The following is a 26769-nucleotide window of genomic DNA, read 5'->3' on the forward strand; positions in this document are numbered from 1 at the left end:
AAGATGTTTAATAAATTCATTCAAAGACCGGTGCTGGCCATCGTGCTGTCGCTGGTCATCATGTTCATGGGGGCCATCGCTATCGAAACGCTCCCCGTGTCGCAGTTCCCGTCCATTGCGCCGCCAATGGTTGTGGTAAACGTAGCTTATCCCGGTGCCAGTGCCGATGTATTGGTTAACTCCGTACTCATCCCGATGGAAAAAGCCATCAACGGCGCGCCTGGCATGAAGTACATGACGTCTGACGCTACCAGTGCGGGCGAGGCTACCATCCAGGTGGTATTTGATTTGGGTGTTGACCCTAACCAGGCTGTTGTAAACGTGAAAAACCGTATCGAACAGGTAACTAACAGGCTGCCCGAGCTGGTACAACGCGAAGGCTTGGTAGTGAGCTATACCTCGCCAAACATGCTGATGTATGTTAACCTATATAGTAAGGATCCAAAAGCGAACGAGAACTTTCTGTACAACTTTGCCGGGGTAAATATAATCAACGAGCTGAGCCGTTTAAAGGGTGTAGGTAGCGCAAAAATATTAGGTAGCCGCCAGTATGCCATGCGTATCTGGTTAAAACCTGACCGTATGCGAGCCTACAATATTTCAACAGATGAAGTGATGGAAGCCCTTGCACAGCAGAGTGTTATCGGTTCGCCGGGCAGGCTGGGGCAAAGTACCGGTAAGCGCTCACAATCGCTTGAGTATGTACTAACTTACAAAGGCCGCTACAATCAGCCCGAAGAATATAAAAATGTTATTATCCGTGCCAACAAAGAGGGGGAGTTGCTTTACCTGAAAGATGTAGCTGAAGTAGAGCTGGGTAGTGAGTTTTACGATATCTATTCTAATATGGATGGCCATCCTTCAGCGGCTATCACCCTTAAGCAAACCTACGGCAGTAACGCCAGCGATGTAATTAAGGAAGTAAAGGAAAAGCTAGAGGAGATCAAGAAATCATCATTTCCTCCGGGGATGGACTACCAGATCAGCTATGACGTATCCAGCTTCCTCGACGCGTCAATGGAAAAGGTAATTCACACCCTGGTTGAGGCATTCATACTGGTGGCCATTGTGGTATTTATCTTTTTGGGCGACTGGCGCTCAACGCTCATACCAACCCTTGCGGTGCCGGTATCGCTTATCGGGGCTTTCTTTTTTATGCAGCTATTCGGGCTCACCATCAACCTGATCACGCTCTTCGCGTTGGTGTTAGCCATTGGTATTGTGGTGGATAACGCCATTGTGGTGGTTGAGGCAGTACACACCAAGATGCACGAGGAGCACCTGTCGCCTTTCAAGGCCACCAAGCAGGTATTGCAGGAAATCAGCGGAGCCATCATAGCCATTACCTTTTTGATGACAGCTGTGTTTGTACCGGTTGCTTTTATGACAGGGCCTGTGGGTATTTTCTACCGCCAGTTCTCTATCACCATGGCAACGTCAATTGTTATTTCGGGGTTGGTAGCTTTAACGCTTACGCCGGTTTTATGTGCTATAATCTTAAGGAATACGCACGGGCAACCCTGCAAGCGTACACCTATAAACAGGATGATTGATGCTTTTAATGCCTGGTTTGATAAGGTTACCGGCAGTTACACCAATTTATTACGCCGTATAGTCGGCCGTCGGGTAGTAACTTTTGGCTTGCTGATCGCGTTTTGCGGGGGTACCTGGCTGCTATCAGTAAGTTTACCATCAGGCTTTATCCCGAATGAAGATCAGGGCCAGATATACGCTATCATCCAAACCCCTCCGGGCTCAACGTTGGAGCGTACTAATGACGTATCGCAACAGCTGCAAAAAATCGCGGAGCACGTTGAAGGCGTACAATCGGTATCGGCGCTGGCCGGGTATGAGGTGCTTACCGAGGGACGTGGTTCAAACGCGGGTACCTGTTTGATCAACCTGAAAGATTGGTCGGACCGTGAACACAACGCTAAGGAGATCATCGAGGAACTGGAAGAAAAGGCAAGAGTAATACCCGGCGCAACCATCGAGTTTTTTGAACCGCCAGCAGTACCGGGTTATGGCGCGGCGGGTGGTTTCTCACTGCGTTTGCTCGATCAAACCAACTCATCAGATTACAAAGCCTTCGGCAAAGTGAACGATGAATTTATGGCTGCCCTGCGCAAACGCAAGGAGCTTACCGGTCTGTTTACCTTCTTTGCGGCCAACTACCCGCAATATGAGCTGGAGATAGACAATAAGGCCGCCATGCAAAAGGGTGTAAGCATTGAAAAGGCTATGAATAACCTGTCCATCCTGATAGGTAGTACTTATGAACAGGGCTTTGTTCGATTTGGTAACTTCTTTAAGGTCTACGTACAGGCATTGCCTGAATACCGGGCATTGCCTGAAGACGTACTAAAACTATATGTAAAAAACGACCGCGACGAGATGGTGCCATATTCAGCCTTTATGCGCATTGTTAAAAAGCAGGGCTTGAACGAGATCACGAGGTTCAATATGTACACCGCATCGGCCATAAACGGTGCGCCGGCTGCAGGCTATAGCAGCGGCGAGGCCATTAAAGCTATTGAAGAAGTAGCCCAAACGCTGCCACGCGGTTACGGTGTCGACTGGATCGGTCTTTCAAAGGATGAGGTTGGCCGTGGTAACGAGGCGCTGTACATCTTCCTGGTGGTATTGATATTCGTATACTTCGTATTGGCTGCTCAGTACGAGAGCTTTATTATTCCGTTTTCAGTTATCCTCTCTTTGCCGGTCGGAGTGTTCGGGGCATTCATGCTGCTCAAGATCATGGGCCTTTCCAACGATATATATGCCCAGGTAGGTTTGGTAATGCTTGTTGGTTTGCTGGGTAAAAACGCAGTATTGATAGTAGAGTTCGCTGCCCAGAAACACGAGCAGGGCGCCACCGTACTCGAAGCAGCTATTGAAGGTGCCAAAGTTCGTTTCCGCCCGATATTGATGACATCCTTCGCATTTATTGCCGGTTTGATACCGCTGTTGTTCGCTACCGGCCCGGGTGCCTTGGGTAACCGTACCATTGGCGCCTCATCAGCGGGGGGGATGCTTTTAGGAACCGTGTTCGGCGTAATACTGGTGCCGGGCCTGTACTACGTTTTTGGTAGCATAGCCGCAGGCCGTAAGCTTATACGGGATGAGGATGAAGTGCCGCTTAGCGAGGACTTTACCTACTCAAAACGCAAAAAGAAGAAGTGGTTTTTAAAGTTTAAGAAAGAGCAATCAGCACCAGTAAACAATGATCAACATGAGTAACCGACGCAAAATATACAGATATATAGGTATTGCCGGCCTGTCGTTAATTTACGCTGCCTGCCGCATACCGCCCCTGGCCGAAAGCACGGCTAATAAAAATGTGCCTACAGCTTTTGGCACCGATAGCATTACTGATACTACCAATACAGCAAAGGTGGTATGGCGCGATTTTTTCCAGGATCAGTACCTGAAAAATTTGATCGATACGGCGCTTAAAAACAATCAGGAGCTGAACATCACCATGCAGGAGATTGAGATGAGCCGTAACGAGATCAAGGCCCGTAAAGGTGAATACCTGCCATTTGTAGGTGTTAAAGCAGGCGCGGGTTTAGATAAGGTAGCGCGTTACACCAGTCGCGGTGCATCCGAAGCCACAACCGAAATAAAACCCGGGAAGGAAATGCCCGATCCGCTGCCTGACTACTTGGTAGCAGCCTATGCTACATGGGAGGTTGACGTCTGGCATAAGCTACGCAACGCCAAAAAGGCGGCAGTGTCACGCTACCTGGCATCAGTTGAAGGCCGTAATTTTATGGTTACCCATTTAATTACCGAAATAGCTGATTCATATTACGAGTTACTGGCGCTTGATAATCAACTAAGTATAGTAAAGCAAAACATCGCCATACAGCAAAACGCGCTTAAAATTGTGCGGTTGCAAAAGGAGGCCGCGCGTGTTACAGAGCTGGCTGTTCGTCGCTTTGAGGCGCAGGTGCTTAGTACCCAAAGTTTGCAGTATGACATTCAGCAGCAGATTGTTGAAACGCAAAACCGTATTAATTTTTTGCTGGGCCGTTACCCGCAACCTATAGCGCGCAGCAGCGAAGGCTTTGAAAAGCTGCCGCCGTTAGCTGTACAAGCGGGTTTGCCATCGCAACTACTGATTAACCGGCCGGATATACGTCAGGCAGAGCTGAACATTGCCGCCGCAAAGCTTGATGTAAAATCGGCCAAAGCAAGGTTTTATCCGTCATTGGATATCTCGGCATCCATCGGTTACCAGGCGTTCAATCCGTCGTTTTTACTAAATACGCCGGAATCATTGCTTTACTCCATAGGCGGCGATATTATGGCGCCATTAGTTAACAGGAATGCCATTAAAGCAGAATACGTTAATGCCAATGCCAAGCAAATACAGGCGGTTTATGATTATGAGCGCACGGTGTTAAACGCTTACATCGAAGTTGCCAATCAGCTATCAAAAATGGATAATCTGGAAAAAAGCTACACGCTTAAATCAAAACAGGTGCAGGCGTTGGCGCAATCGGTAAACATTTCTAACGACTTGTTTAAATCAACCCGGGCCGATTATATGGAAGTGTTGTTAACCCAACGCGATGCGCTCGAAGCAAAATTTGAACTTATTGAAACCAAGAAGCAGCAAATAAATGCCCGTATAAACATATATCAGGCTTTAGGCGGCGGTTGGGAGTAACCATCAGTTAAATAGTTTAGTTGAAAAGGGGGAGGCCGCAAGCCTCCCCTTGTTTTTTTAATGTTATTGCGTATTAGTGCGGGTTAATGTTATTTTTGGTGAATACAATAGCATTTAACCAATTTGCTGATGAACTATACTTTCTTAAAAAAGGCATTTATAATGCTTTGTGCGCCGCTATGCGCGGCCACCTCGTTAGTAGCGCAAATACCGGCAGCTATTCCCGGGGATTATGCCGACCCATCCGTTTTGCGGGTAGGCAGTACCTATTATTCGGTAGCTACGTCATCTGAATGGGCACCGCATTATCCTATCTATCTATCAAAAAACCTGAAGGACTGGAAACTTACCGGCTATGTGTTTAATAAAACACCTGACTGGATTTCCGGATCGTTTTGGGCACCTGAGTATTATAAGATTAATGATACCTATTATATTTATTACACGGCCCGCCGTAAATCCGATGGTATATCCTGCATTGGGGTAGCTACGTCCAAATATCCAGACCGTGAATTCAAAGATCATGGGATATTATTGAGCTTTGGAAAAGAGGTGATAGACGCGTTTTTATTTAAAGATAAAGACCAGCTTTACATCACCTTTAAAGCTTATGGTTTGGATGACAGGCCTATCGAAATATTAGGAAGCAAAATATCTGCCGATGGTTTAAAATTGGAAGGTGAGCCTTTTTCCATGCTGAAAGATACGGAGCGCATCGGTCTTGAAGGGCAAAGCATACTCAAGAGGGGAAAGTATTATTACATATTTTATTCGGCAGGTAACTGCTGTGGTATTGATTGCAGCTACAATATACGCGTGGCGCGCTCCACTAATTTTAAAGGGCCCTACGAGTTATACAGTAACAACCCGGTGCTGTTTCAAAACGATAAATGGAAATGTATGGGGCACGGCACTTTTGTGAATGATGCCGCCGGTAAATACTATTACATACACCACGGTTACAGTAAAGAAAATACAGTTTTTGCAGGCCGCGAAGGGTTGGTATCACAGGTTGATTGGGATAGTAAGTCAGGATGGCCGGCGTTCAAAGCCTTGTCTGATGTGCCGGCTGTAACGCCGTCAATAACAGATACCTTCGCAGGTACAGCTACGGCCAAGTATTGGCAATGGGATTTTAGGCATGCCATGCCACAAATTAGCCAGGCCAATGGTAAGCTAAGTTTAAGCGGTACCATCACACAGGACAATAAAACGGGCATCGTGTTGGCTATCCGCCCATATTCGGCCGTTTTTGAAGCATCGGTAACGGTGGTGAACAGCAATAACGAATTGAAAGGATTGGCTTATTACGGCGATGTCAACGCCGCATTGGGTATAGGTATAAAAGGCGATAGCATAGTATGTTGGAGCGTTCGCGACGGGAAATGGGAGAAAGCCGGCGGCGTAAAGGTTGCCCAACCGCAAAACGTTGGTGTGCAAATTAAAACGGATGCTAACCATAACTGCACATTTTATTACAATGCCGATGGCAAAGGCTGGCTGGCGGTGCCATTAACGCAAACCTTATCCACAGGTTATTTACCGCAGTGGGATAGGAGCCCGCGTGTTGGCTTACACTATAAAGGAGAGCCAACAGATAAGGCAGAATTTGCCGACTTCAAATCTGAATTTAAATAAAATCTCTTTTTAGTTGTAAAGCGTTATTTCACCGGTGTCAACTTTTTAGTTCAACAGCTGTTTATACCGCATTGTTAAACTAAATACTATGAAAAAGGTAACTTTATTTTTTGCCACCGGTCTATTGTTGTTAGCAGCGTCATGTAAAAAAGACAGCTCGAATAACGGTAGTGGTACCTCAAGGGTTACGGTTAAACTTACCGATGCCCCCGGTTTGTTTGATGCGCTGATTTTGAATGTAAAACAAGTGGTTATCATTTCGTCGGGCGGACGCGCTACGGTTGATCTTAATGAAAGGCCTATAGACATATTGCGTTTCAGGGCCGGGCGAGATACTGTTTTAGCCGGAGTGGACGTGCCCGCCGGGCGCTTACAGGAGATCAGGCTGGTGTTATATGATACCGGTAATCGGGTAGTGGTTGATGGCGTATCTCATGACCTGAAAACACCGAGCGGACAGTCATCAGGAGTAAAATTGAAAGTGCAGGACGATATAACCGCAGGTATAGCCTACACGTTGCTGTTGGATTTTGATGCAGCTAAATCTATTGTGGTTACCGGCAACGGTAAGTATAACTTAAAACCGGTAATCAGGGCCATACCGGTGGCGGTTTCGGGCGCTATTAAGGGCGTAGTTCAGCCGGCGTCTGCCTATCCAAGGGTTTACGCTATCAATGGAACAGATACAGTTGGCGCAATTGCCGACAATAACGGTAATTTCTTTTTGCCCGGCTTACAAGCCGGAAATTACCGCGTAGAAGTGGTGCCGTTATCGCCATATAACGGAGTTATTATTGACAATGTTTCAGTGCAAAACAACGCCGTGAAAGATTTAGGCACAGTTAATCTGGCTGACTAATAACAAAAAACATCAAGCGCTATTAAGCCAATGGCGCTTGATGTTTCTCTACCTCAGATACACATAGGTAATGCCGTCTCCGCCACGGTCGGCATGTTCGTCTTCCATACGATCCACCTGGTCGTATTTTTTCAAATAGTCGCGTATCAGTTTGCGCAGTATACCATCGCCTTTGCCATGCAATATCTTGATGTTGTTAAAGCTCATCATCAGGGCACGGTCAAGCATACGCTCGATAGCATAAAGTGCTTCTTCACCGCGCATACCGCGCACGTCTATCTCCGGACTAAAGCTTGAATAATCGCCAACGCTTGAAGCCGATCTTCGCCTAACCTCTTTCGGAACCGAGGAACTCGATACCTTCTGCACACGCTTTCGCTTGGCAACCGTACGTAAATCGCCGATAGCGATCACCACATTGTCCTTATTGATCTCGATAACCTGGCCTGTTGTGTCAGAGTCGGTAAGCTTAACCCAGTCGCCTTTTTGTATTTCTTCTGCATTAGCGGCAGGTTTAGGCTGCTCGGTTTTTACCGTGTTTTTCTTAAGCTCAACGTTCAGATTATCGCGCAGGGCTTTGGTTTTTTCCTTATCGGCATTGCTGCTTTTTATTTCGGCAATAGTGTTTTCAACCAGTTTGTTCGCGTTAAGGATGATGCTTTGCGCCTGTTGCTTGGCCTCGCGTATCAAGTTCTTTTTATTCTCTTCCAGGTAATCCTTCAACTTTGCGTTCTCCGCAAGCAAAGTGTTCACTTTTTGTTGCTGGCTGTTCAGTTTTATGCGGGTATCGTAAATTTCCTTCTTTTCTCGTTCCAGGTCAACCAATAAAGTGTCTACCTTTTTCTGTCCCGCGCTAATTTTGTTTTTAGCCAGATTAAGTACGTGTTGAGGCAGGCCTATTTTTTGCGCTATCTCAAAAGCGTAGGAGCTACCGGGTTTACCCACTTCCAATATATAAAGCGGCTTCATCTCCACGTTATTGAACAGCATCGATGCATTTTCTAACCCCTCGGTATTGCTGGCAAATATCTTCAGGTTTGAATAATGGGTAGTAACCATGCCCTTTACCTTTTTCTGGTTGAGTGATTCGAGCACGGCCTCAGCTATCGGGCCACCAAATTGCGGATCGGTACCTGTACCAAACTCGTCTATCAGTATCATGGTTTTGCCGTTTGCGTTTTCGGCAAAGTATTTCATTTTTGAAAGGTGGGCGCTGTAGGTACTCAAATCACTTTCTATGGATTGGTCGTCGCCAATATCAACAAAAAGTTGTTTAAACACACCCATCCGGCTGGTATCATCAGCAGGGATAAGCAAGCCAGCCTGCACCATCATCAGTAATAAGCCTACGGTTTTCATACATACTGATTTACCACCGGCGTTGGGGCCTGATACTACAATCACCCTCGACGACTCGTCAATACTCACGTTAAGCGGAACAACGGTGCGCTGCTCCTTTTTAAAGCTGAGGTACAGCAAGGGGTGGCGCGCGTTAACCAATTTTATTGACGCATCATTGGTAACTTCAGGCAGCGATCCATCAATATCAATAGCAAATAAAGCCTTAGCCCGCACAAAATCAAGCTTGGTTAACAGGCCGTGATAAGATAGCAGGAGCGGCACATAAGGGCGCAAATCATCAGTTAGCTGCGTAAGTATTTTTACGATCTCGCGGCGGCGTTCAAACTCCAGGTCGCGTACGCGATTGTTGAGCGTGAATACTTCTTCAGGCTCCATATAAACGGTTTGCCCGGATGCGGACTCATCATGCACAAAGCCTTTAAGCTTGCGCTTATTTTCGGCTAACAGCGGTATGCACAAACGCCCGTCGCGCACGGTGAGTGATCCGTCGGCAGTCCAGTTATTGGCGGCGGCGCTTTTAAATATCTGGTCAATTTTCCGGCGGGCTTCCTGCTCGGCTTTCGCTATCGAGCTGGTGATATCCTGCAACTCCCGCGAAGCGTTTGGCCTTATCTTTCCCTTTTCATCAATTACCAACCCTATCTTTTTTAATATTGATTTCTCAATTGGCAAATGCTCAAATAACGCTTCAAGATTAGGGTATTGGCCTTCACGCTCGTTAAAGTAAGCAATAACGGCAAACACGGTTGATAGCGATGCCTGTACCTGGTAAAATTCTTCCTCGCTTAAAAAAGCGCCTTCAATACGGGCTTTGTTAGCCAGCGTTTTTATATCAAAAAAATGCTGTATCGGCAGGGCGGCGTCATTTGTCAGAATATCCTTAAACTCCGCGGCCTGGCTTAAAAATTTACGGATATTATCGTAATTATTCATCACCTGTATCTTGTCCACCATCTGGCGGCCCATGGTACTCAGGCAATGTGCTTTTATCAGTTCCTTAACCTCGTTAAACCCGAGTTTATCAGCACTGTTATCAGGGTATAGCATTCCTTTTAAATTCGGTTTAAAGTATCTTTTGCTACCGATCTCTTTATTCGTTTAGCAGTATCGGCAATTTGTGGCGGTTTGGGGTTTTGCGGCTTAATTTTTTGCGGTTGCTGCTGCTGTTTTATAAATATCTTGTTAAGCGAGTCGGATTTTTTTTGCAGTTTTTTATTTACTGTATCATAAATAGCCACCAGTTTTTCCACATCTCGAGTATAATACTTGTAGCTTCGGGTAAATTGTGCCGAGTCGGTACCGTGCTGCTTAAAAACCAGCATGTACCGGCCTAAGCCATATTTATATAAGCTATCAGGTATGGCTGGTACGCTGAACATGGTGCCATTGGCTATGTGTACGTCGGTAAGCACATCGGCCATTTGTTTTTCGTTCAATATACCTTCCGGTTTATCATCACCGCACGAACATAAAACAGTCAAAGCTGAAAAAAACAGGATTATATATTTACGCATTATTTAATTTAGCGGCTTAATTGACAAAATTACGTATAAAAATGAGCATTGCAGATAACATACGCGCTTTAAAAAACGAAACAGATGCCATAAATGTTGCGCTGCTGGCCGTATCAAAAACAAAACCTGTTGAAGATATTATGGAAGCCTATGATGCCGGGCAGCGTTTGTTTGGCGAAAACAACGTGCAGGAGCTGGTGGAAAAGTATGAGCAATTGCCCAAAGATATTGAGTGGCACCTGATCGGCCACCTGCAAAGCAATAAGGTTAAGTATATAGCGCCATTTATCAGCATGATTGAGGCGGTTGATAGTTTAAAACTATTGCAGGAGATCAATAAACACGCGTTGAAAAATGATCGCGTAATAGATTGTTTGTTGCAAGTATATATAGCTGATGAAGAAACCAAGTTTGGCCTGCAATATGATGAATTGATAGAGCTGCTGCATTCAGAGGAATTCAGTGCATTGAAAAACATTCGTATACGCGGCCTGATGGGAATTGCTACCAACACCGATAGCGAAAAGCAAATTAAAGAAGAGTTTTACGAGTTGCGTACTTTGTTTGATGGTGTTAAGTTAAGCTATTTCCGCAAGGAGGAAAGCTTCAATGTACTGTCAATGGGCATGTCGTCAGACTATAAGATTGCCATTGAGCAGGGCAGTAACCTTATCAGGCTGGGCAGCACCGTTTTTGGTACACGGGTAGTTAAACACTGGAAAAACAATTAAGAGCAGTATGAAAATGCACCTACGCATTGCCGTTAAGGATGATTGCCGCCGTATTTTAGAGCTGGTTAATGAGCTGGCTTTGTATGAAAAGGCGCCACAAGAGGTAACCATCACCTTACAGGAACTGGAAGAGGCCGGCTTTGGTAGCAAACCCGTATGGAAAGCATTTGTTGCCGAAGTGGATGGCCTTATTGTTGGTTTCGCGCTTTATTATGTGCGCTTTTCAACCTGGAAAGGCTGTCGCCTGTACCTCGAAGATTTTTATGTTACTGAAACCATGCGCGGCCGCGGTCTGGGCAAGCTTTTGTTTGACCGCATAGTGCAGGAAGCGCAGGAACTGGGCTTTAACGGTATGAGCTGGCAGGTGCTTGACTGGAACGAACCGGCCATAAACTTCTATAATAAATACAACGCCGCTATTGAAGCCGGTTGGTTGAATGCATCGCTAAGTAAAGAACAATTACTTAGTTTTTAAGGTTATTATCGGCATGAGAACAATATATTACCTTGCTGCTGTTTTTACATTTTTTAGCGCATCACTTGCCTCATGTGTATGGAGCGATGAGCACATCGAACAAAAAGATGCCATTTACAAAGACACGTTAAATTACCAGTACAAAACTATTTCTCAACGGGCTGCTGATTGCGGTGATAAAGCTGACAGTACCTGCACGCACTTTACGGTTAAGTATCCGGAATTTAAAGATCAGCCGAAGCTTAACGATAGCGTTCAGCGTAAACTATTGCTACTTTTTGCCTACGATGGAAAACCGGACAGCAACCTTAACGCTTATGCCAAACGCTTTTTAAACGACTACGAAACGTTTAAAAAGGAAAACCCGGATACCAAGATGTATTTTGAAATGGATAGCCATGCCAATATTGTACATCAGGATTCGAACCTGGTGGCTATTGAAGTTTCGGGATATATATTTCAGGGCGGGGCACATGGCGGTACCACAACCGGTTTTATCAACTGGGACACCAAAACCAATAAAGACCTAACGCTCGACGATCTGTTGGTGGATGGTTACAGCGCCAAGCTAAATGCCGTTGCCGAGAAAATATTCAGAACTAATGAAAAATTAAGTGATACGGCATCATTGGCTACCAATTACTTTTTTGAGAACGATAAATTCGCGCTGAACAAAAACTTTTTGGTAACGCCCATCGGGTTAAGGTTTTTATATAATCAATACGAAATAAAACCTTACGCAGCCGGGCAAACCGAACTGGTTATACCATATACGCAAATTAAACAGCTGTTACGGCCTAATACCGTAATAACACAATACGTTAAATAATAAATGCTTGTATTTAAATTCGGAGGTGCTTCGGTAAAAGATGCTGAGGGGATTATTAACCTCGGCAACATAGTTAAACAGTACCGCGAGCAGCAATTGCTTATTGTTGTTTCGGCAATGGGCAAAACCACTAACGCGCTCGAAAATCTTACCCGTGCCTATGTGGAGCAGCGTAGCGATATGCACGATATCTATGAGGATATCAAAAGCTATCATTTTAACATTATGGAGAGTTTGTTTGAACACGGCCACCCCGTGTTTGACGATATACAAAATACCTTTGTTGAGATTGACTGGATGATAGAAGATGAGCCGCATGACGACTTCGATTTTATATACGATCAAATAGTTTCAATTGGAGAATTGGTATCAACCCGCATTGTAAATGCTTATTTAAATACCGCCGGACTGGCCAGTAAATGGCTTGACGTGCGCAGCTACATACACACGGATAATACCTACCGCGAAGGTGTTGTTGACTGGCCGAAGACCTGTGAAGCCATTGAGCAGGGCTTACCGCAATTACTGCAAAATAGCATAGTTGTTACCCAGGGCTTTTTAGGCGGCACATCCGAAAATTTTACGACTACCTTAGGTCGTGAAGGGTCTGACTATACGGCATCCATATTTGCGTCATGCCTTAAAGCCGAATCAGTAACTACCTGGAAAGATGTTCCGGGGATTTTAAATGCCGATCCTAAGCTGTTTGCCGATACGGTGAAGTTTGACGAACTGAGCTATAACGAAGCCATCGAGATGACTTACTATGGTGCAAGCGTTATCCACCCTAAAACCATAAAGCCGCTGCAAAACGCGGATATACCTTTGCTGGTAAAATCATTCAATCAGCCCGATGCACCCGGAACAGTAATTAAAGAGGGGGTGGTGCCGGTGTTTACTAAACCGGTGATAATTGTAAAGCAAAACCAGGTACTGATATCCATCTCAGCTACAGATTATTCCTTTATTACCGAGGATCACCTGAGTAGCATTTTCGCCATTTTTGCCAGGCACCACGTGAAAGCCAATGTGCTGCAAACCTCTGCATTAAGCTTTTCGGTATGTATTGACCTGAAACCAGAACGTTTTGAGGATCTGCTCAATAGCTTAAAACAGGCATTCAAAGTAAAATACAACGACGGGCTTAGCCTGATCACTTTAAGGCATTATAAGCCGCATGCTATTAATAACTATATTGAGGGAAAAGAAGTGTTGCTTGAACAGCAAAGCCGAAATACTGCTCAGTTTGTTCTTCGTTAACAAAAATGCCCGGCACACATGTGTACTGGGCATTTTGTTATACAATAAACAAATGTTTAATCCATCACCAATACGCCATCAGCCATAATCTGTACGTCCTTTTTGGGTTTGGTTATTTTTGCAATTTCTTCTTTGCTTTTACCGGCGTCGGCGGCAAAATGTTGCAGGCGCTCCACGGGCACAGTTTTCACGGTAGCGGTGCCCTCAACTACTACAGTTTTACCCACTATGTTTTGCGGCATAAAAAAGGCGTAATCAGTAAAGCGCACCATAATCGGCGAGCCGCTTGGTTGTGTCAACGTCATGAAACAGCCTTTCTTTTTGCATACTTCAACTACTTTTCCGGTAATCTTACCTTTATATACCGAATCTTTGGCCAGTTTTGTATTTAATTCATTCAGCTGGATAGCATTAGCGGCTGTAACTTTATCGCCATAGGTAACGCCCGGTGCAGCCGGTGTAATTTCGTCCTGCGCGAAGCTTGCGGCGGCAATAAATAAGCCGGCAACAAGTAAAAACAATTTTTTCATAAGTGCTTAGCAAATAGTTTAATACAAAGGTAGCAAAATTTAGGAATGGCTTTTAGGCTCAAAAAAGTTATATTTGGGAATGAAGAAAATGTCAACCTTCTCCAAAAGGACCATTATCAACAATACCATCCTGATCTTACTCGGTATTATATCAGCCACCTTCGGACTTAAAGGATTTTTGCTTTCCAGCCATTTTATTGACGGCGGTGTAACCGGTATTTCCATGCTGCTTTCTAACATTTTCGGCATACCTATAGCTATACTCATATTTGTAATAAACGTACCTTTTTTATGGTTGGGTTACAATAAGCTGGGCACGCTGTTCGCCATAAAAAGTACGGCGGCTATCGCAGGCCTTTCGTTAGCGTTGGCTTTTATTAACGTGCCGGACGTGACGTCGGATAAATTACTTACCGCTGTATTTGGCGGCTTGTTTATCGGCGTAGGTATAGCCCTGGCCATCAGGGGCGGTGCGGTGCTGGACGGTACCGAAATTGCCGCGCTGCTGGTTAGCAAAAAGGCCCAGGTAGTAAAGGTGAATGATGTTATTCTGATCTTCAATGTAGTTATATTCCTTACCGCGGCTAAGTTCTTAGGCGTTGAGTCAGCACTTTATTCCATTCTCACATACCTTGCCGCGTCAAAAATGATCGATGTTATATTGAATGGTTTGGAGCAGTATACCGGCATCACTGTAATTTCAACCAAAAGCGAATTAATACGCCGTATTATCACCAATCAGTTAGGCAGGGGCGTTACCATTTACCAGGGCAAAAGCGGTTATGGTAAAGATGGGGAGATAAATGATACCCGCGACATTGTATTTACTGTAGCCACACGGCTCGAAGTGCCATCTATCAAGCAGGTAATATTAGAGGTTGACCCGAAAGCTTTTATTGTACAACAAAGTATTGAAGATACCACTGGCGGTTTATTGAAACGTAAAGGTTTGCATTAAGCATATATATGATCTGATGAAAAGGACCTTAACCTTATTACTCTTTATTTTTTGTTATGGTGTTTCAAGCGCTCAGGTTGTTGAAGGTATAGTAACGGATGCCGGTACAGGGCAGCCATTACCTTATGTTAATGTAGGTATAGTTGGTAACTCAATAGGTACCGTTACCGATGATAAGGGCAAATATAAGCTCGATTTAAAAGGCAGCATTAACGATACCGTTAAGATATCAATGATAGGTTACAAGCCGTTAGTTTTAATTTCGTCAGCTTTTATATCCAATTATCAGGGCAAATCCATTAGGCTCGAGTCGGATAATATCAAACTGAAGGAAGTAACGGTTAAGCCCAAAAAATGGAAAACAGCGGTTTTAGGGAATACTACAAAATCAAAGTCATCAAACTCCGGATTTTCCAGTAGCAGGTTGGGGCATGAGTTAGGCCGCATAATTAAGATAAAGCGCGCGCCAACTTATTTAAAACGCTTTAATGCCTCTATATCATCCGGCCCGGCAGATTCGGTTAAAATGCGACTGAACTTTTATAGCGTTAAAAACGGTTTGCCCGATCAGATTTTGCAGCAGCAAAATATATTTGTTTTAGTGCATAATGGCGACGACCAGATAAATGTTAATTTGGAACCCTACAATATTTACGTGGACGACGACTTTTTTGTGAGCCTGGAATGGATACAGTCGGCCAGGGGCGGGGTGATGTTTTCGTCGAGCTTTTTGAGCGGCCCCTTTATATGGCGCGAAACGAGCCAGGCGCGCTGGGAAAAAGTAGGCGTTGGTGGTTTAGGCTTTAATGTTACGGTTGAATACTAAAATAGCCGCTTTTCGCGGCTATCTGTCATGTGTTTAAAATTGTTTACGTGGCCTCCTCGGTTTTGAACCGTCGTTAGACGGAGATCCGTAGGATGATGAGCCCCGGCGATCAACTCTGGGATAAGCAGGTGCCCTGAAACCGCCTGGCCTTTGTACTTTTTTTGCCGGTTCAGCGTCAGGCGGTACAATATTGATCTTTAATTCCTTATCACCATATGCTTTTCCCTGTAACGCCTCCATTATGCGTTCCGCACCCTCTGTATCTGTAATTTCTAAAAATGAATATCCTTTTGATTTTCTTGTTTGCCTGTCGCGTACCATTTTTATGGTAGCAACCTGCCCGTATGGACTTACGAGCTGAACGAGTTGCAGCTCATCCATAGTTAGCGGATGCCCGCCAATGAATAATTTGACCATTTTGCCTTGCTGTAATTAGTAGATGTAAACTCAAATATATACTTTTTATTACCAATAACATTAATAATGCCAAGCCTTTTTATAAGCGCCATATTCCTGGTGGATGAGAAGGTATAAATTGAATGCTTAAGGCATTAACCCTGTTAAAATAACACTATCAAAGGTTAAAATGATACAATTCATTTTAAATAAATTAGGCCAACTTTATAATGTGTCAAATTTATGTGCATCTTAAAGCAATCGATTGCATTTAACCTTTATAACCCAAATGAATAAATTAAAACGCATGTTATTCAACGTGCCTGTTTTATTTTGCATTTGCTGCCCGGTGGTAGTGAACGCACAATCAAATAGTCAACAAAATAAGCTACCGCTTACTGATCTTTCTGCCTTTAAGCCCACTAAAAGCTGGCAAATTGCGGGCGATGTATTTATGGATCCTGAAAAAACTGGTGCTATCCGTACCGTTAAAGGTACCGGCGTGCTGGCTAATATTTCTGAAGATAAGAACAAAGGCGAAGATCTGATTGCCCAAATGCAACATGGCGACATGGATCTGGAAATGGATTACATGATGGCACGCGGCTCAAATTCGGGAATTTACCTGCAAGGTTTATATGAAGTTCAACTGGCTGATAGCTGGGGATTGACCGACGTGAAGGCGGGCGATAACGGCGGCATTTACGAGCGCTGGGACGATACTCGTCCCGAAGGCCAGCAGGGTTTTGACGGGCACGCCCCGAGGCAAAATGTTACGCGTGCTCCCGGTGTTTGGCAGCATATTAAAATAGCTTTCCAGGCGCCAAAGTTTGATGGCTCAGGTAAGAAAATTGAAAACGCCCGTATTTTACTGGTTGAACTAAACGGGATCAAGATTCAGGAGAACGTTGAGCTGTCAGGGCCTACCCGCGGTGCGCTTAGTCAGCAGGAAGCGGCTAACGGGCCGTTACGCTTACAGGGCGATCATGGTTCGGTTGCGTTTCGTAATATAAGCTACACACTATATAATAAGCCCCGCCCGGAGTTGCTTAACCTGGCGTATGCAGTTTATAAAGGTAAGTTTGATGGCGAGCCCGATTACAAAACAGCAACTCCCGAAGCTAAAGGTACTTCTGTACTATTATCATCAAATGTAAACACGCTGCAAAACGATTTCCTGATACATTATACCGGTGATATAAAAGTAGCAGAGCCGGGCGAATATAGCTTCAATCTCGGCGTTCCCGGTGGTAGCGGAGTTATGCGTGTAGCCGGCAATCCGGTGGTAACTGTAAAAGAAAATAGCGGAGTTGGCAAGGTGACACTCAAAGCGGGTACAACACCATTTGACTTATATTACTCAAAGGTAGTAGATTGGGCCAGGCCGGCTTTAGGTTTAGTGGTAGCAGGCCCGGGTGTGCGTGAGTATTTAATAAGCGATGGGAATGTACCCTCGTTGGATATGGTTGATCCGATACTGATCAATGTAACCGGTAAAAACTCACTGTTGCGTTGTTTTATTGATCTAAGGAATGGCAAGCGTGTAACCCACGCCATTAACGTAGGCAGCAGCGCCCAGGTGCATTACACTTATGATGCCGATAACGGTATGTTGGTGCAATTATGGCGCGGCGGATTTTTAGATGCCACCCCGATGTGGCACGAACGTGGCGATGGATCATCCCGAGCCACAGGCTACGCGCTACAGTTTGGCAGTGCCAAACCAGCTATCAACAAACTAAGCGATGTTAATGCAGCTTGGAGTAGCGATACTTCAGGAACCGGATTTAAACCTATTGGTTATAAGTTAGATGAAGATAAAAAGCCCACGTTTAGCTATAGCATTTATAGTGTTACAGTAACCGATGCTACCACTGTTTTAGATGGCGGGCAAGGCATTCAACGTACCATTGAATTACAACAGCCGGCAGAGAAACTTTACTATCGCGTTGTAGCTGCCGACAAGATTGATGAGATGGGTAAAGGCTGGTATATGATAGACGACAAAGGTTATTATCTGCATTTGGGTGATGATAGTGGTAAACCGGTTATACGTAATAGCGGAGCGCAAAAAGAGCTGATTGTTCCCATCAGCAAGAAACTAACTTATTCTATTCTATTTTAATATTAGCATGAACAATATCATTAAATATATAAAGGTTGGTTTGTTGAGCCTGTTGCTTCCGGGTACATGTTTAGCACAAGCCGAATCACCAAAAGAAGACGATTATTTCAAGATTATGCGTGTGCCCGCTCCCGAAGGTAACATATTGGAAGTGGGTGGCTTGTGCGTTATGCCTAACGGAAATCTTGCGGTATCAACCCGTCGTGGCGATATCTTTATTGTAGAGAATCCTTCGAGTCAGCGGCCATTTTTCCGCAAGTTTGCCTCGGGTTTACATGAGGTGTTGGGTGTGGCTTATAAAAATGGCTCATTGTATTGCGTTCAGCGTGGCGAGTTAACTAAAATGACCGACACTGATATGGATGGTGTGGCTGATGATTTTAAAACAATTTATGCCTGGCCATTATCCGGCAATTATCATGAGTATAGTTTTGGCCCTAAACTGGCGGCAGACGGATCTTTCTTTGTAACCCTTAATCTTGGTTTCCCGCCAACCTGGTGGATACCCAAGAGTATGGTGCCATGGCGTGGTTGGGCGCTGCATATTTATGAGGATGGCCGTGTGGAACCATGGGCTGCAGGTATGCGCTCACCATGCGGTATCAGCATGATCGATGATGAATTATTTTATACCGACAACCAGGGCGACTGGGTAGGGTCGGGCAGTATAATGCCGGTTAAAAAGGGCTCTTTTATGGGGCATCCGGCCAGTTTGGTTTGGTCGGGTTTGCCCGGCTCACCGGTGCACATAACCTCGGAGCAGTTTTTTGCTAAGAATAAACTGCGTGAGGAATTTGATGAAAACGGAAACCCGGTTAAGCCGCAAAATATCGTAAACGAAAAGTTTAATACGGAGTTCGGAATAAAGAAAGACTTCCCGCAATTACAATTGCCGGCAGTGTGGTTGCCCCATGGTATTTTAGGTATTTCAAATTCCGAGATCGTTAAGATTCCGGAAGGCGTATTTGGCCCATTCCAGGGCCAGTTACTGGTGGGCGATCAGGGCCAAAGTATGGTTAGCCGCGTGTTTATGGAAAAAGTAAACGGTGAGTATCAGGGCGTAGCGTGGCCATTCCGCAGTGGCTTTCAGTCGGGCGTGGTAAGGCTGGCCTGGGGCAAGGATGGATCCTTGTATGCAGGTGAAACCAACCGTGGCTGGGGTTCGGCAGGTGAAGCCACAGAGGGGCTTCAACGTTTAGTATGGAACAATAAGGTTCCGTTTGAAATGCGCGCTATTCGTGCTATGCCGGATGGTTTCGAGATAGAGTTTACCAAACCAGTTGATCAAAAAACAGCTAACGATATAGCCTCTTATGCTGTAGAAAGTTACATCTACAAATATCACAGCGTTTACGGTAGCCCGCCTGTTAATGAGCAAAAATGCCCTATACTGGGTGTTAAGGTTTCAGCCGACGGATTGAAAGCCCGGTTGATTGTAAGTAAGCTGCGCCAATATTACATCCATACCATTACCGTAGACGGAGTTCGGGATGCGGAGAACTCATATTCATTGGTGCATCCAACGGGTTATTATACACTCAATAATATTCCGGGCGGGCCAAAACTAAACATGGCGGGTGTGAGTACAAAAAACACCGCGGCAAAACCGGTAGTATCTCCTAAAAAGGTAAATAAAGCCAATGCCGTTAAAACGGTTAAATCAGCCAAAGCGCCCACTTATGCCGAAGTAAAAACATTACTCACCAAGAATACTTGTTTGGCTTGCCATAATGCTAACACACGCCAGGTGGGGCCTGCTTATGTTGACGTAGCCAAGCGCAAGTATAGCGTTGAAGAAATTATGGAGCTGATACGCGAACCTAAACCCGAGCATTGGCCGGATTATTCAACGCCTATGCCGCCTATGCCGCAAGTACCCAAGGCCGAAGCACGTAAAATTGCTCAATGGATAAAATCGCTTGAAAAGTAAAGTAAAGTATGGTTATGAAAATTCTTTATACAATTGGCGCTGTCAGTTTATTTGCGCTGAGCGCGCAAGCCCAGAATGCTAAACCCGAAGATACAGAGGTATGGTTGCCTGAGCCAAAGGTGGTAACTCCGGCCAAAACGCCGGGTAATGCGCCGGCGGACGCCATTGTATTGTTTGACGGAAAAAATCTTGATGAATGGGTTTTATTAGATGATAGCACATCAACCCAAAAGTGGAAGCTCGCCGATGGTGCCATGACTGTAGATAAAACAAAAGGAGATTTGCGCACCAAGCGGAAATTTACTGACTATCAGCTGCATATTGAATACCAGATACCAACGGTTATACATGGCACCGGGCAGGGCAGGGGTAACAGCGGCATATTTTTAGCGGCGTTGCCCTGGGGCGCAGGTGGTTACGAACTGCAGGTGCTGGACAACTATCAAAATAAAACTTATGTGAACGGGCAGGTGGGTAGTGTCTACAAACAATCCATCCCGCTGGCTAATGCCGCGCGTAAACCGGGTGTGTGGCAAACCTATGACGTGATCTGGACCGCGCCACGGTTTAACGCGGATGGTAGCCTTAAATCGCCTGCGCGGGTTACGGCCATACATAACGGGGTGCTGGTACAAAATAACTATGTTTTAAAAGGGGATACGCCATACATTGGCCAACCGGCTTATAAAGCGCATGGGCCTGCACCAATAAAGCTACAATCGCACGGCGACCCGAGCGAGACTATCAGTTATCGCAATATTTGGGTGAGGGAGTTATAGTATAGACCAACTAAAGTAAACGGCTGCTTTTTGTAAAGGCGGCCGTTTTTGTTTTTAGCCCTAGTACTATTCTTTTATACAGTGCGATGTAACCTAATGGCCGGGATGTCCGTTTTAGTAAAATAACCAATTAAATTTTCTTTCGGTGCCAGGCACCTTTGCTGTCAACGTGTTTAGCTATCGTACTTGTCGATGTGTATAAACACTCCTTTTCAGCTAAATCAATTTGCCTATGGATAAACAAGTTCTGTTTCTTACTTACCAAAAACCAATTAATCCAAAAAAACCAATTTATGAAAACAAACTTAGTATTTAAAAATGCTGCCGTTATGACGGCCGGAGCGCTTATGCTCTTAATTTCAGCTTGTAAAAAAGACGCCGCACCTGTTGTTGACGCAAACAAACAAATACCCGTTAAAAGAGCAGATGCATTAGGCGCCAGCGGCCCTAAAAGCGTATGTTACGTCGAGGTAAATTATAATGATATACGCAATGTGGGTAATTACAAACTAACTACCGGCGAGCAATTGTTTGATATCGGTATCATCTTCGCGGCTAATATCAACTATAACACATCCACCCAAACGGCGCAGCTTTATTTCAATCCGCAGGTTACCAATGTGCTCACAAATCGCAATACTTATGTACAACCCTTGCAGGATCGGGGTATAAAGGTTTTGCTATCTATCCTGGGCAATCATCAGGGTGCGGGTATATGTAATTTTCCTAACCAGGCAGCCGCACAGGCATTTGCGCAACAACTGGCCAATGCGGTTAATACCTACAATCTGGATGGAATTGATTTTGATGACGAGTATTCAGATTATGGTGTTAACGGAACCGGTCAGCCCAACTCCAGTTCATTTGTTTACCTGGTAACGGCATTGCGGCAATTGTTACCTAACAAAATTATATCCTTTTACTTTTACGGCCCTGCAGCCTCGCGCCTGTCATACAACGGCGTTACCGTTGGTTCAAAAATTAACTATAGCTGGAATGCTATTTATGGAACCTATTCCGTACCATCTGTTCCGGGTTTAAGTGCGGCTAATCTTGGTCCGGCGGCTATTGACATCCAGGCAACCAGTTCGGCAACTGCTGCCAATCTGGCTACGCAAACGGTAAACAATGGTTACGGCATCTACCTTACGTATAATTTACCAAATACCGATGTGCATACTTACCTTTCCAGCTTCTCTAATCAATTGTATGGAAAGGCCACGGTGTATGATACCAGTTTGGGTACCGGCGTACGCTTTTTTGCTGATGCTAATTACGGGGGTTATGGTACCGGTATTATCCCGAAAGGAACATATACACTTACCCAGCTCGAAAAATTTGGCTTTGTGAACGATTGGGCATCATCCATAAAAATACCAAGCGGATGGACGGTGACCATGTATGCCGATAACAATTCAACTGGCCAATCGTGGACGCTGACATCAAACAACTCAAATTTTACTACGCTTACGCCAAATGCTAATGATGTAATTACATCTGTTAAGATTCAATAATACAAGTGGTTCAAGTGTTTTTTGAAGAAATACTTGAACCACTTTTTCTATCAGCAACCAATTAAATTCAATTTACTTATGAAAAAGCAAACACTTGTTTTGTGCTTACTATCTGTTATTATTACCGCATTTGTAACCACCGGTTGTAAAAAGAGTGAACCTCTTATGAGCGCCGGTAAGGCGGTGCCCGACGGCAACAAACGTATTGCAGCCATACCTACACGAAGCGAGGCATTACTGGCCATGCAGGTTTACAACAATAATTTTTACAATCAGTACGGAACGTACGGGCCATCATTCAAGGCTTATTATTGGAAAGACCTGAACCATAATGGCCGCATGGACTTTTGGACGCAGGCCGAAGCCATTGAGATGTTTATTGATGCTTACGATGCCAACCCCAGCCAGGACTTTAAGAATAAGATACATTACCTGTACAACGGTATGCGCGACGGTTACGGAACCTACTGGGCCAATAACGAATTTAATGACGATATTATTTGGGGCGCTTTAATGTGCATCCGCGCTTATGCTATTACCAATGATGGTGGTATGCTGGATATGGCTAAAGCTAATTTCGACCTGGTTTGGAACCGCGCCTGGGATACCCAGCTTGGGGGCGGCCTGTGGTGGAAAACAGACAAGCAATCTAAAAACGCTTGCGTAAATGCCCCGGCTGTTATATGTGCCATGAAGATATACCAGGCAACCGGCAATGCCGATTATAAAACCAAGGCTAAAATGATAATGGATTGGATGGTAGGCAAATTCTATATTTCAAATGGTGAAGTCAAAGGCGCTGTTAACGCAGCCAATGTAATTACCGAAGGTACACGCACTTATACCCAAGGCACTTTTATAGGTGCATGCGATGTGTTGCGTAACGAATATCCGTCAGGTAATTATGTAACAATGGCTAATAACGTGATGAACTATACCAAAAACAGCATGTGCAACCCGGCAGGTATACTGCCCGATGAGTATGACACAGGCGATACCCAAGGTTTTAAAGGGATATTCGCGCGCTGGGCATGTATTTATGTAGCATCGGCCGGCTTGCAAGGCACCTACGGCCAATGGCTCGACAATAATGCTACAGCCGCCTGGGCTGCCCGTAATTCAAACGGTTTAATGTGGGGCAAATGGGGTATTCGTACACCTGATACTGGAGTACTTAACTCGTTCGAAACGCACAATGGCGTTTCTATGCTTAACAACGTGTACAGATTCCATTAATTGCTAAATGGATTGAAGCGCTAATCAACAGCGCTTCAATCCTTAATCTTTTCCAATAACCCGGCGCAAATCCTCAGTGCCTGATGATGATCTCAGATTTCCCCTTCGGCCAACCGTAGTTTTATTAGTGCATTGTTGTTTTCTCACTTGTTGATTTTTTGACACCATCACAACTTAATGGTGTTTTTTTATTACTGTATTGTTTTATTTAATTAATAATAAAAAAGTAAAACAAATAGTTACAAAAGAGGGTATCTAATAGTATATAAGCCCATCAGCGCTGTTTTATTGCCCATCATTCTGCAGCACATTACCATTAAAGTATTAACGTAAATATTGAAGTAAATATGTTAGCAATGAACTATCGCGGGCCTTACCGTGTACGTACCGAACAAAGACCGATGCCGGAGATACTTCATCCCGAGGATGCTATAGTGAGGGTAACCCGCACCTGTATTTGCGGATCCGATCTGCACCTTTACCATGGCATGGTTCCTGATACAAGGGTAGGTTCAACTTTTGGCCATGAGTTTACGGGTATTGTTGAGGAAGTTGGCCCTATGGTGCAAAATTTGAAAGTGGGTGACCATGTGCTCGTGCCGTTTAACATTGCCTGTGGCAAATGCAATTTTTGTAAGCAGGGTTTATACGGTAACTGCCACGAATCAAACCCCATGGCAACTGCCGTGGGCGGGATATTCGGCTACTCACATACAGCCGGTGGGTTTGATGGTGGGCAGGCAGAATATGTTCGCGTGCCGTATGCTGACGTTGGTCCGACGGTCATCCCTCCGGACATGGACCCGGATGATGCAGTGCTGCTCACCGATGTGGTACCGACCGGCTATCAGGCTGCTGAAATGGGAGGCATAAAAGAAGGTGATACCGTAGTAATTTTTGGGGCAGGGCCTATCGGTATTATGGCCGCGCGCTGCGCCTGGTTCTTCGGTCCTTCACGGGTTATTGTTATAGATCACGTAGATTATCGATTAGAATTTGCCAAAAACTATGCGAAGTGCGAGGTATATAACTTCAAATCGCTTGAAGATCCGGTTTTATTCCTAAAGAAAACCACGGACTGGTACGGTGCCGATGTTTGTATTGACTGTGTTGGCTGTGAGGCCGAAGGTAACGCCCTGCAAACCTTTACCGGTAGAAAAGCTTTATTGCAGGCCGGTGCTGGTACCGCGCTGCAATGGGCAATAAACTCGGTTAAAAAGGGAGGGATTGTATCAATTGTAGGTGTGTATGGTCCGCCGTTTAACCTTATACCTATAGGCAATGTGGTCAACAAAGGCATTACCATCCGTGCTAATCAAGCTTCAGTAAAACGCTTGTTGCCAAAATTGATCGATCATGTGCAATCGGGCAGGTTAAATCCTAAGGGATTGATCACACACCGCATTCCGCTCGAAGAAATATCAGAAGCCTACAATATCTTCTCGTCCAAACTGGATAACTGTATTAAAACAGTACTTATACCATCCACCAAAGCTTAAGAATTATGAGAAACGAAGCAATTGACTATAAGGCAATACCGGGATGGGGCATGGATGCCGATCCTGAAAATGAGCCTACCTATCCCATGAAAAATTATACCGGCGATGATCATAACCGCATTAATTATGAGCGTTCGCCGCAGCAACCAATTACAGTCGAAATACTGCAATCAAACGAGCGGCCCAAACCACCGGTGGTTTTTGGTACGTCGGTTCCCCCGTCGGGGTTGAGCGGGATAATCCGCCGTTACGCCTTTACACACAGTGAAGACAGGTATCGCCACTGGTTGCCGCTAATACTTGCCGACCGCATCAATGTGTTTGAAGGTATTATTGATGATGTAAAAAAAGGCCATATCCCTAATGTGTTTGCTGAAAAGGGATTAAAAGCTACCTGGAAACACAATCCGCAAAAAATTGTAAGCCAGATTTTGGTGGCTTCGGTGGTGGCGTTGACACTATTTAGCGTGCTTAAAAAGAAAAAATAGTCACAAACAAAATATCTAGTCATGAAAAAGTATTTTTTAATAACCGTGCTATGTGCCGGGGTAGCGCTGGCATCATGCGGCGGCTCGGAGAAAGATAACAACGATGCCGATACCAATCAGATTGATACAGCAAATGGAGGCGCAGGCCCCGGTAATGATACCACCATGAATGGCGGTGCAGGTACCGATACTTTATTTAATTCCTCGCCTGCCAAAGACACAGGCGATAACGAGGCAAATCATTAATCGAACAACAGAGCATTATGAATCAGGACCCAAGAGAGAAATACGAAAAACCCCCATATCCCGAGCAGGAGCAGCAGGTACCCGGAACAACCGCGGCTATGAACCCGGCACCGGATCATGGCGAAACATCGTACAAAGGATCAGGTAAATTAACCGGACGTAAGGCAATAATTACGGGTGGCGATTCAGGCATTGGCCGTGCGGTGGCTATTGCTTATGCCCGCGAGGGGGCTGACGTGCTGATATCTTACCTTAACGAAGAAGAAGATGCCCGCGAAACGGCTAAGTATATAGAAGAAGCCGGTCGGAAAGCGGTTTTGATACCAGGCGATATTTGTGACGAGGAGCATTGCAAGCATATCATCGATACAGCGATTGCTGAATTTGGTCAGCTGGATATTCTGGTGAACAACGCCGCTTTTCAGATGGCGCGCGAATCATTACAAGATGTGAGTAGCGAAGAATGGGACAAGACCTTTAGAACGAATATATACCCGATGTTCTACCTGTGTAAATATGCCGAACCGCATTTAAAACCCGGTAGTACGATAATTAATACTACATCGGTAAACGCGTACAAACCAAAGCCAACGCTTATTGCTTACGCGGCAACCAAGGGTGCCATTCAAAACCTTTCGGCTAACCTGGCGCAGCTTTGGGGCGAAAAGGGTATCAGGGTGAATTGTGTTGCTCCCGGCCCGATCTGGACGCCGCTAATCCCGTCCACATTCCCGGGTGAAGATGTGAGTAAATTCGGCGAAAATGTACCGCTAAAAAGAGCGGGGCAGCCTGCTGAATTGGCCGATACTTATGTATTGCTGGCATCAGAAGGATCAAGTTACATAACCGGCGCTACCATACAGGTAACCGGCGGTACACCAACTATATAATTAAATATT

At 45.0% G+C, this 26769-nt stretch carries 23 protein-coding genes; 19 read left to right on the plus strand and 4 right to left on the minus strand.

What is annotated here, in order from left to right; all coding sequences use genetic code 11:
- The first annotated feature begins 3 nt into the window (after positions 1–3).
- The 4 genes from ABD960_RS07440 (at position 4) to ABD960_RS07455 (ending at position 7172) form a co-directional block, all read left to right on the plus strand.
- Complete coding sequence (locus ABD960_RS07440; protein WP_345330377.1) at positions 4–3240, plus strand: efflux RND transporter permease subunit; 3237 nt, start codon at positions 4–6, stop codon at positions 3238–3240.
- Positions 3233–4675, plus strand: a complete 1443-nt coding sequence (locus ABD960_RS07445) for a TolC family protein (RefSeq protein ID WP_345330378.1) — start codon at positions 3233–3235, stop codon at positions 4673–4675. The genes ABD960_RS07440 and ABD960_RS07445 overlap by 8 nt, the downstream gene beginning before the upstream one ends.
- 129 nt (positions 4676–4804) lie before the next feature.
- Complete coding sequence (locus ABD960_RS07450; RefSeq protein WP_345330379.1) at positions 4805–6313, plus strand: family 43 glycosylhydrolase; 1509 nt, start codon at positions 4805–4807, stop codon at positions 6311–6313.
- Between the two features lie 88 nt (positions 6314–6401).
- On the plus strand, positions 6402–7172 hold the full coding sequence (locus ABD960_RS07455; RefSeq protein WP_345330380.1) for a DUF4382 domain-containing protein: 771 nt from the start codon (positions 6402–6404) through the stop codon (positions 7170–7172).
- 48 nt (positions 7173–7220) lie between these two features.
- Here the strand turns inward: ABD960_RS07455 and ABD960_RS07460 are convergent, their stop codons facing one another.
- Positions 7221–9581, minus strand: coding sequence for an endonuclease MutS2 (locus ABD960_RS07460; RefSeq protein WP_345330381.1), 2361 nt, complete (start codon positions 9579–9581; stop codon positions 7221–7223).
- A 5-nt stretch (positions 9582–9586) separates the two neighbouring features.
- Positions 9587–10048 carry a DUF4296 domain-containing protein gene (locus ABD960_RS07465; RefSeq protein WP_345330382.1) on the minus strand — a complete coding sequence of 154 codons (462 nt, stop codon included), beginning with the start codon at positions 10046–10048 and terminating at the stop codon, positions 9587–9589.
- 41 nt (positions 10049–10089) lie between these two features.
- Between ABD960_RS07465 and ABD960_RS07470 the strand changes: the two genes are divergently transcribed.
- Genes ABD960_RS07470 through ABD960_RS07485 form a run of 4 tightly spaced genes read left to right on the plus strand, consistent with a single transcriptional unit; the run spans position 10090 to position 13343 of the window.
- Positions 10090–10779, plus strand: a complete 690-nt coding sequence (locus tag ABD960_RS07470) for a YggS family pyridoxal phosphate-dependent enzyme (RefSeq protein ID WP_345330383.1) — start codon at positions 10090–10092, stop codon at positions 10777–10779.
- A gap of 7 nt (positions 10780–10786) precedes the next feature.
- On the plus strand, positions 10787–11254 hold the full coding sequence (locus tag ABD960_RS07475; RefSeq protein ID WP_345330384.1) for a GNAT family N-acetyltransferase: 468 nt from the start codon (positions 10787–10789) through the stop codon (positions 11252–11254).
- 13 nt (positions 11255–11267) lie between these two features.
- Positions 11268–12083 (plus strand): RsiV family protein, encoded by an 816-nt coding sequence (locus ABD960_RS07480; RefSeq protein WP_345330385.1) that lies wholly within the window; start codon positions 11268–11270, stop codon positions 12081–12083.
- A gap of 3 nt (positions 12084–12086) precedes the next feature.
- Positions 12087–13343 (plus strand): aspartate kinase, encoded by a 1257-nt coding sequence (locus ABD960_RS07485; RefSeq protein ID WP_345330386.1) that lies wholly within the window; start codon positions 12087–12089, stop codon positions 13341–13343.
- A gap of 56 nt (positions 13344–13399) precedes the next feature.
- On the opposite strand, the gene ABD960_RS07490 is transcribed toward ABD960_RS07485, so the two are convergent.
- The gene (locus ABD960_RS07490; protein WP_345330388.1) at positions 13400–13873 is read right to left on the minus strand and encodes a DUF4920 domain-containing protein; all 474 of its coding nucleotides are present in this window, start codon (positions 13871–13873) and stop codon (positions 13400–13402) included.
- Positions 13874–13952: 79 nt separating this feature from the next.
- Between ABD960_RS07490 and ABD960_RS07495 the strand changes: the two genes are divergently transcribed.
- Entirely contained in the window at positions 13953–14831 is an 879-nt protein-coding gene (locus ABD960_RS07495) for a YitT family protein (RefSeq protein WP_345330389.1), read from the plus strand.
- Between the two features lie 16 nt (positions 14832–14847).
- Positions 14848–15657, plus strand: a complete 810-nt coding sequence (locus tag ABD960_RS07500; protein ID WP_345330390.1) for a carboxypeptidase-like regulatory domain-containing protein — start codon at positions 14848–14850, stop codon at positions 15655–15657.
- 33 nt (positions 15658–15690) lie between these two features.
- On the opposite strand, the gene ABD960_RS07505 is transcribed toward ABD960_RS07500, so the two are convergent.
- Entirely contained in the window at positions 15691–16074 is a 384-nt protein-coding gene (locus ABD960_RS07505) for an RNA recognition motif domain-containing protein (RefSeq protein ID WP_345330391.1), read from the minus strand.
- A 268-nt stretch (positions 16075–16342) separates the two neighbouring features.
- On the opposite strand from ABD960_RS07505, the gene ABD960_RS07510 reads away from it, so the two are divergent.
- The 9 genes from ABD960_RS07510 to ABD960_RS07550 all read left to right on the plus strand — a co-directional run bounded on the left by ABD960_RS07510 (position 16343) and on the right by ABD960_RS07550 (position 26760).
- A complete protein-coding gene (locus tag ABD960_RS07510) occupies positions 16343–18178 on the plus strand; it encodes a 3-keto-disaccharide hydrolase (RefSeq protein WP_345330392.1) in 1836 nt (611 codons plus the stop codon).
- Positions 18179–18185: 7 nt separating this feature from the next.
- Positions 18186–20108 (plus strand): c-type cytochrome, encoded by a 1923-nt coding sequence (locus ABD960_RS07515; RefSeq protein WP_345330393.1) that lies wholly within the window; start codon positions 18186–18188, stop codon positions 20106–20108.
- 14 nt (positions 20109–20122) lie between these two features.
- Positions 20123–20887 carry a 3-keto-disaccharide hydrolase gene (locus ABD960_RS07520; protein WP_345330394.1) on the plus strand — a complete coding sequence of 255 codons (765 nt, stop codon included), beginning with the start codon at positions 20123–20125 and terminating at the stop codon, positions 20885–20887.
- 293 nt (positions 20888–21180) lie between these two features.
- On the plus strand, positions 21181–22401 hold the full coding sequence (locus ABD960_RS07525; RefSeq protein ID WP_345330395.1) for an endo-beta-N-acetylglucosaminidase H: 1221 nt from the start codon (positions 21181–21183) through the stop codon (positions 22399–22401).
- Positions 22402–22479: 78 nt separating this feature from the next.
- Positions 22480–23637, plus strand: a complete 1158-nt coding sequence (locus tag ABD960_RS07530; RefSeq protein ID WP_345330396.1) for a glycoside hydrolase family 76 protein — start codon at positions 22480–22482, stop codon at positions 23635–23637.
- Between the two features lie 347 nt (positions 23638–23984).
- On the plus strand, positions 23985–25136 hold the full coding sequence (locus ABD960_RS07535; protein WP_345330397.1) for a zinc-dependent alcohol dehydrogenase: 1152 nt from the start codon (positions 23985–23987) through the stop codon (positions 25134–25136).
- Positions 25137–25141: 5 nt separating this feature from the next.
- Positions 25142–25624 (plus strand): hypothetical protein, encoded by a 483-nt coding sequence (locus tag ABD960_RS07540; protein WP_345330398.1) that lies wholly within the window; start codon positions 25142–25144, stop codon positions 25622–25624.
- 21 nt (positions 25625–25645) lie between these two features.
- Positions 25646–25870, plus strand: coding sequence for a hypothetical protein (locus tag ABD960_RS07545; protein WP_345330399.1), 225 nt, complete (start codon positions 25646–25648; stop codon positions 25868–25870).
- A 17-nt stretch (positions 25871–25887) separates the two neighbouring features.
- Positions 25888–26760, plus strand: coding sequence for an SDR family oxidoreductase (locus tag ABD960_RS07550; RefSeq protein WP_345330400.1), 873 nt, complete (start codon positions 25888–25890; stop codon positions 26758–26760).
- The last annotated feature ends 9 nt before the right edge of the window (positions 26761–26769 follow it).

Origin of the sequence: Mucilaginibacter defluvii (assembly GCF_039543225.1) — a bacterium.
In the GTDB taxonomy this organism is placed as follows: domain Bacteria; phylum Bacteroidota; class Bacteroidia; order Sphingobacteriales; family Sphingobacteriaceae; genus Mucilaginibacter; species Mucilaginibacter defluvii.

Bases quoted from the DNA above. Each gene is read 5' to 3' on its own strand.
- ABD960_RS07530 (WP_345330396.1), top strand. From the start codon at position 22,480: ATGAAAAAGCAAACACTTGTTTTGTGCTTACTATCTGTTATTATTACC.
- ABD960_RS07520 (WP_345330394.1), top strand. From the start codon at position 20,123: ATGAAAATTCTTTATACAATTGGCGCTGTCAGTTTATTTGCGCTGAGC.
- ABD960_RS07445 (WP_345330378.1), top strand. From the start codon at position 3,233: ATGAGTAACCGACGCAAAATATACAGATATATAGGTATTGCCGGCCTG.
- ABD960_RS07510 (WP_345330392.1), top strand. From the start codon at position 16,343: ATGAATAAATTAAAACGCATGTTATTCAACGTGCCTGTTTTATTTTGC.
- ABD960_RS07450 (WP_345330379.1), top strand. From the start codon at position 4,805: ATGAACTATACTTTCTTAAAAAAGGCATTTATAATGCTTTGTGCGCCG.
- ABD960_RS07475 (WP_345330384.1), top strand. From the start codon at position 10,787: ATGAAAATGCACCTACGCATTGCCGTTAAGGATGATTGCCGCCGTATT.
- ABD960_RS07500 (WP_345330390.1), top strand. From the start codon at position 14,848: ATGAAAAGGACCTTAACCTTATTACTCTTTATTTTTTGTTATGGTGTT.
- ABD960_RS07540 (WP_345330398.1), top strand. From the start codon at position 25,142: ATGAGAAACGAAGCAATTGACTATAAGGCAATACCGGGATGGGGCATG.
- ABD960_RS07515 (WP_345330393.1), top strand. From the start codon at position 18,186: ATGAACAATATCATTAAATATATAAAGGTTGGTTTGTTGAGCCTGTTG.
- ABD960_RS07460 (WP_345330381.1), bottom strand. From the start codon at position 9,581: ATGCTATACCCTGATAACAGTGCTGATAAACTCGGGTTTAACGAGGTT.
- ABD960_RS07550 (WP_345330400.1), top strand. From the start codon at position 25,888: ATGAATCAGGACCCAAGAGAGAAATACGAAAAACCCCCATATCCCGAG.
- ABD960_RS07525 (WP_345330395.1), top strand. From the start codon at position 21,181: ATGAAAACAAACTTAGTATTTAAAAATGCTGCCGTTATGACGGCCGGA.
- ABD960_RS07440 (WP_345330377.1), top strand. From the start codon at position 4: ATGTTTAATAAATTCATTCAAAGACCGGTGCTGGCCATCGTGCTGTCG.
- ABD960_RS07465 (WP_345330382.1), bottom strand. From the start codon at position 10,048: ATGCGTAAATATATAATCCTGTTTTTTTCAGCTTTGACTGTTTTATGT.
- ABD960_RS07495 (WP_345330389.1), top strand. From the start codon at position 13,953: ATGAAGAAAATGTCAACCTTCTCCAAAAGGACCATTATCAACAATACC.
- ABD960_RS07455 (WP_345330380.1), top strand. From the start codon at position 6,402: ATGAAAAAGGTAACTTTATTTTTTGCCACCGGTCTATTGTTGTTAGCA.
- ABD960_RS07485 (WP_345330386.1), top strand. From the start codon at position 12,087: ATGCTTGTATTTAAATTCGGAGGTGCTTCGGTAAAAGATGCTGAGGGG.
- ABD960_RS07505 (WP_345330391.1), bottom strand. From the start codon at position 16,074: ATGGTCAAATTATTCATTGGCGGGCATCCGCTAACTATGGATGAGCTG.
- ABD960_RS07535 (WP_345330397.1), top strand. From the start codon at position 23,985: ATGTTAGCAATGAACTATCGCGGGCCTTACCGTGTACGTACCGAACAA.
- ABD960_RS07490 (WP_345330388.1), bottom strand. From the start codon at position 13,873: ATGAAAAAATTGTTTTTACTTGTTGCCGGCTTATTTATTGCCGCCGCA.
- ABD960_RS07545 (WP_345330399.1), top strand. From the start codon at position 25,646: ATGAAAAAGTATTTTTTAATAACCGTGCTATGTGCCGGGGTAGCGCTG.
- ABD960_RS07480 (WP_345330385.1), top strand. From the start codon at position 11,268: ATGAGAACAATATATTACCTTGCTGCTGTTTTTACATTTTTTAGCGCA.
- ABD960_RS07470 (WP_345330383.1), top strand. From the start codon at position 10,090: ATGAGCATTGCAGATAACATACGCGCTTTAAAAAACGAAACAGATGCC.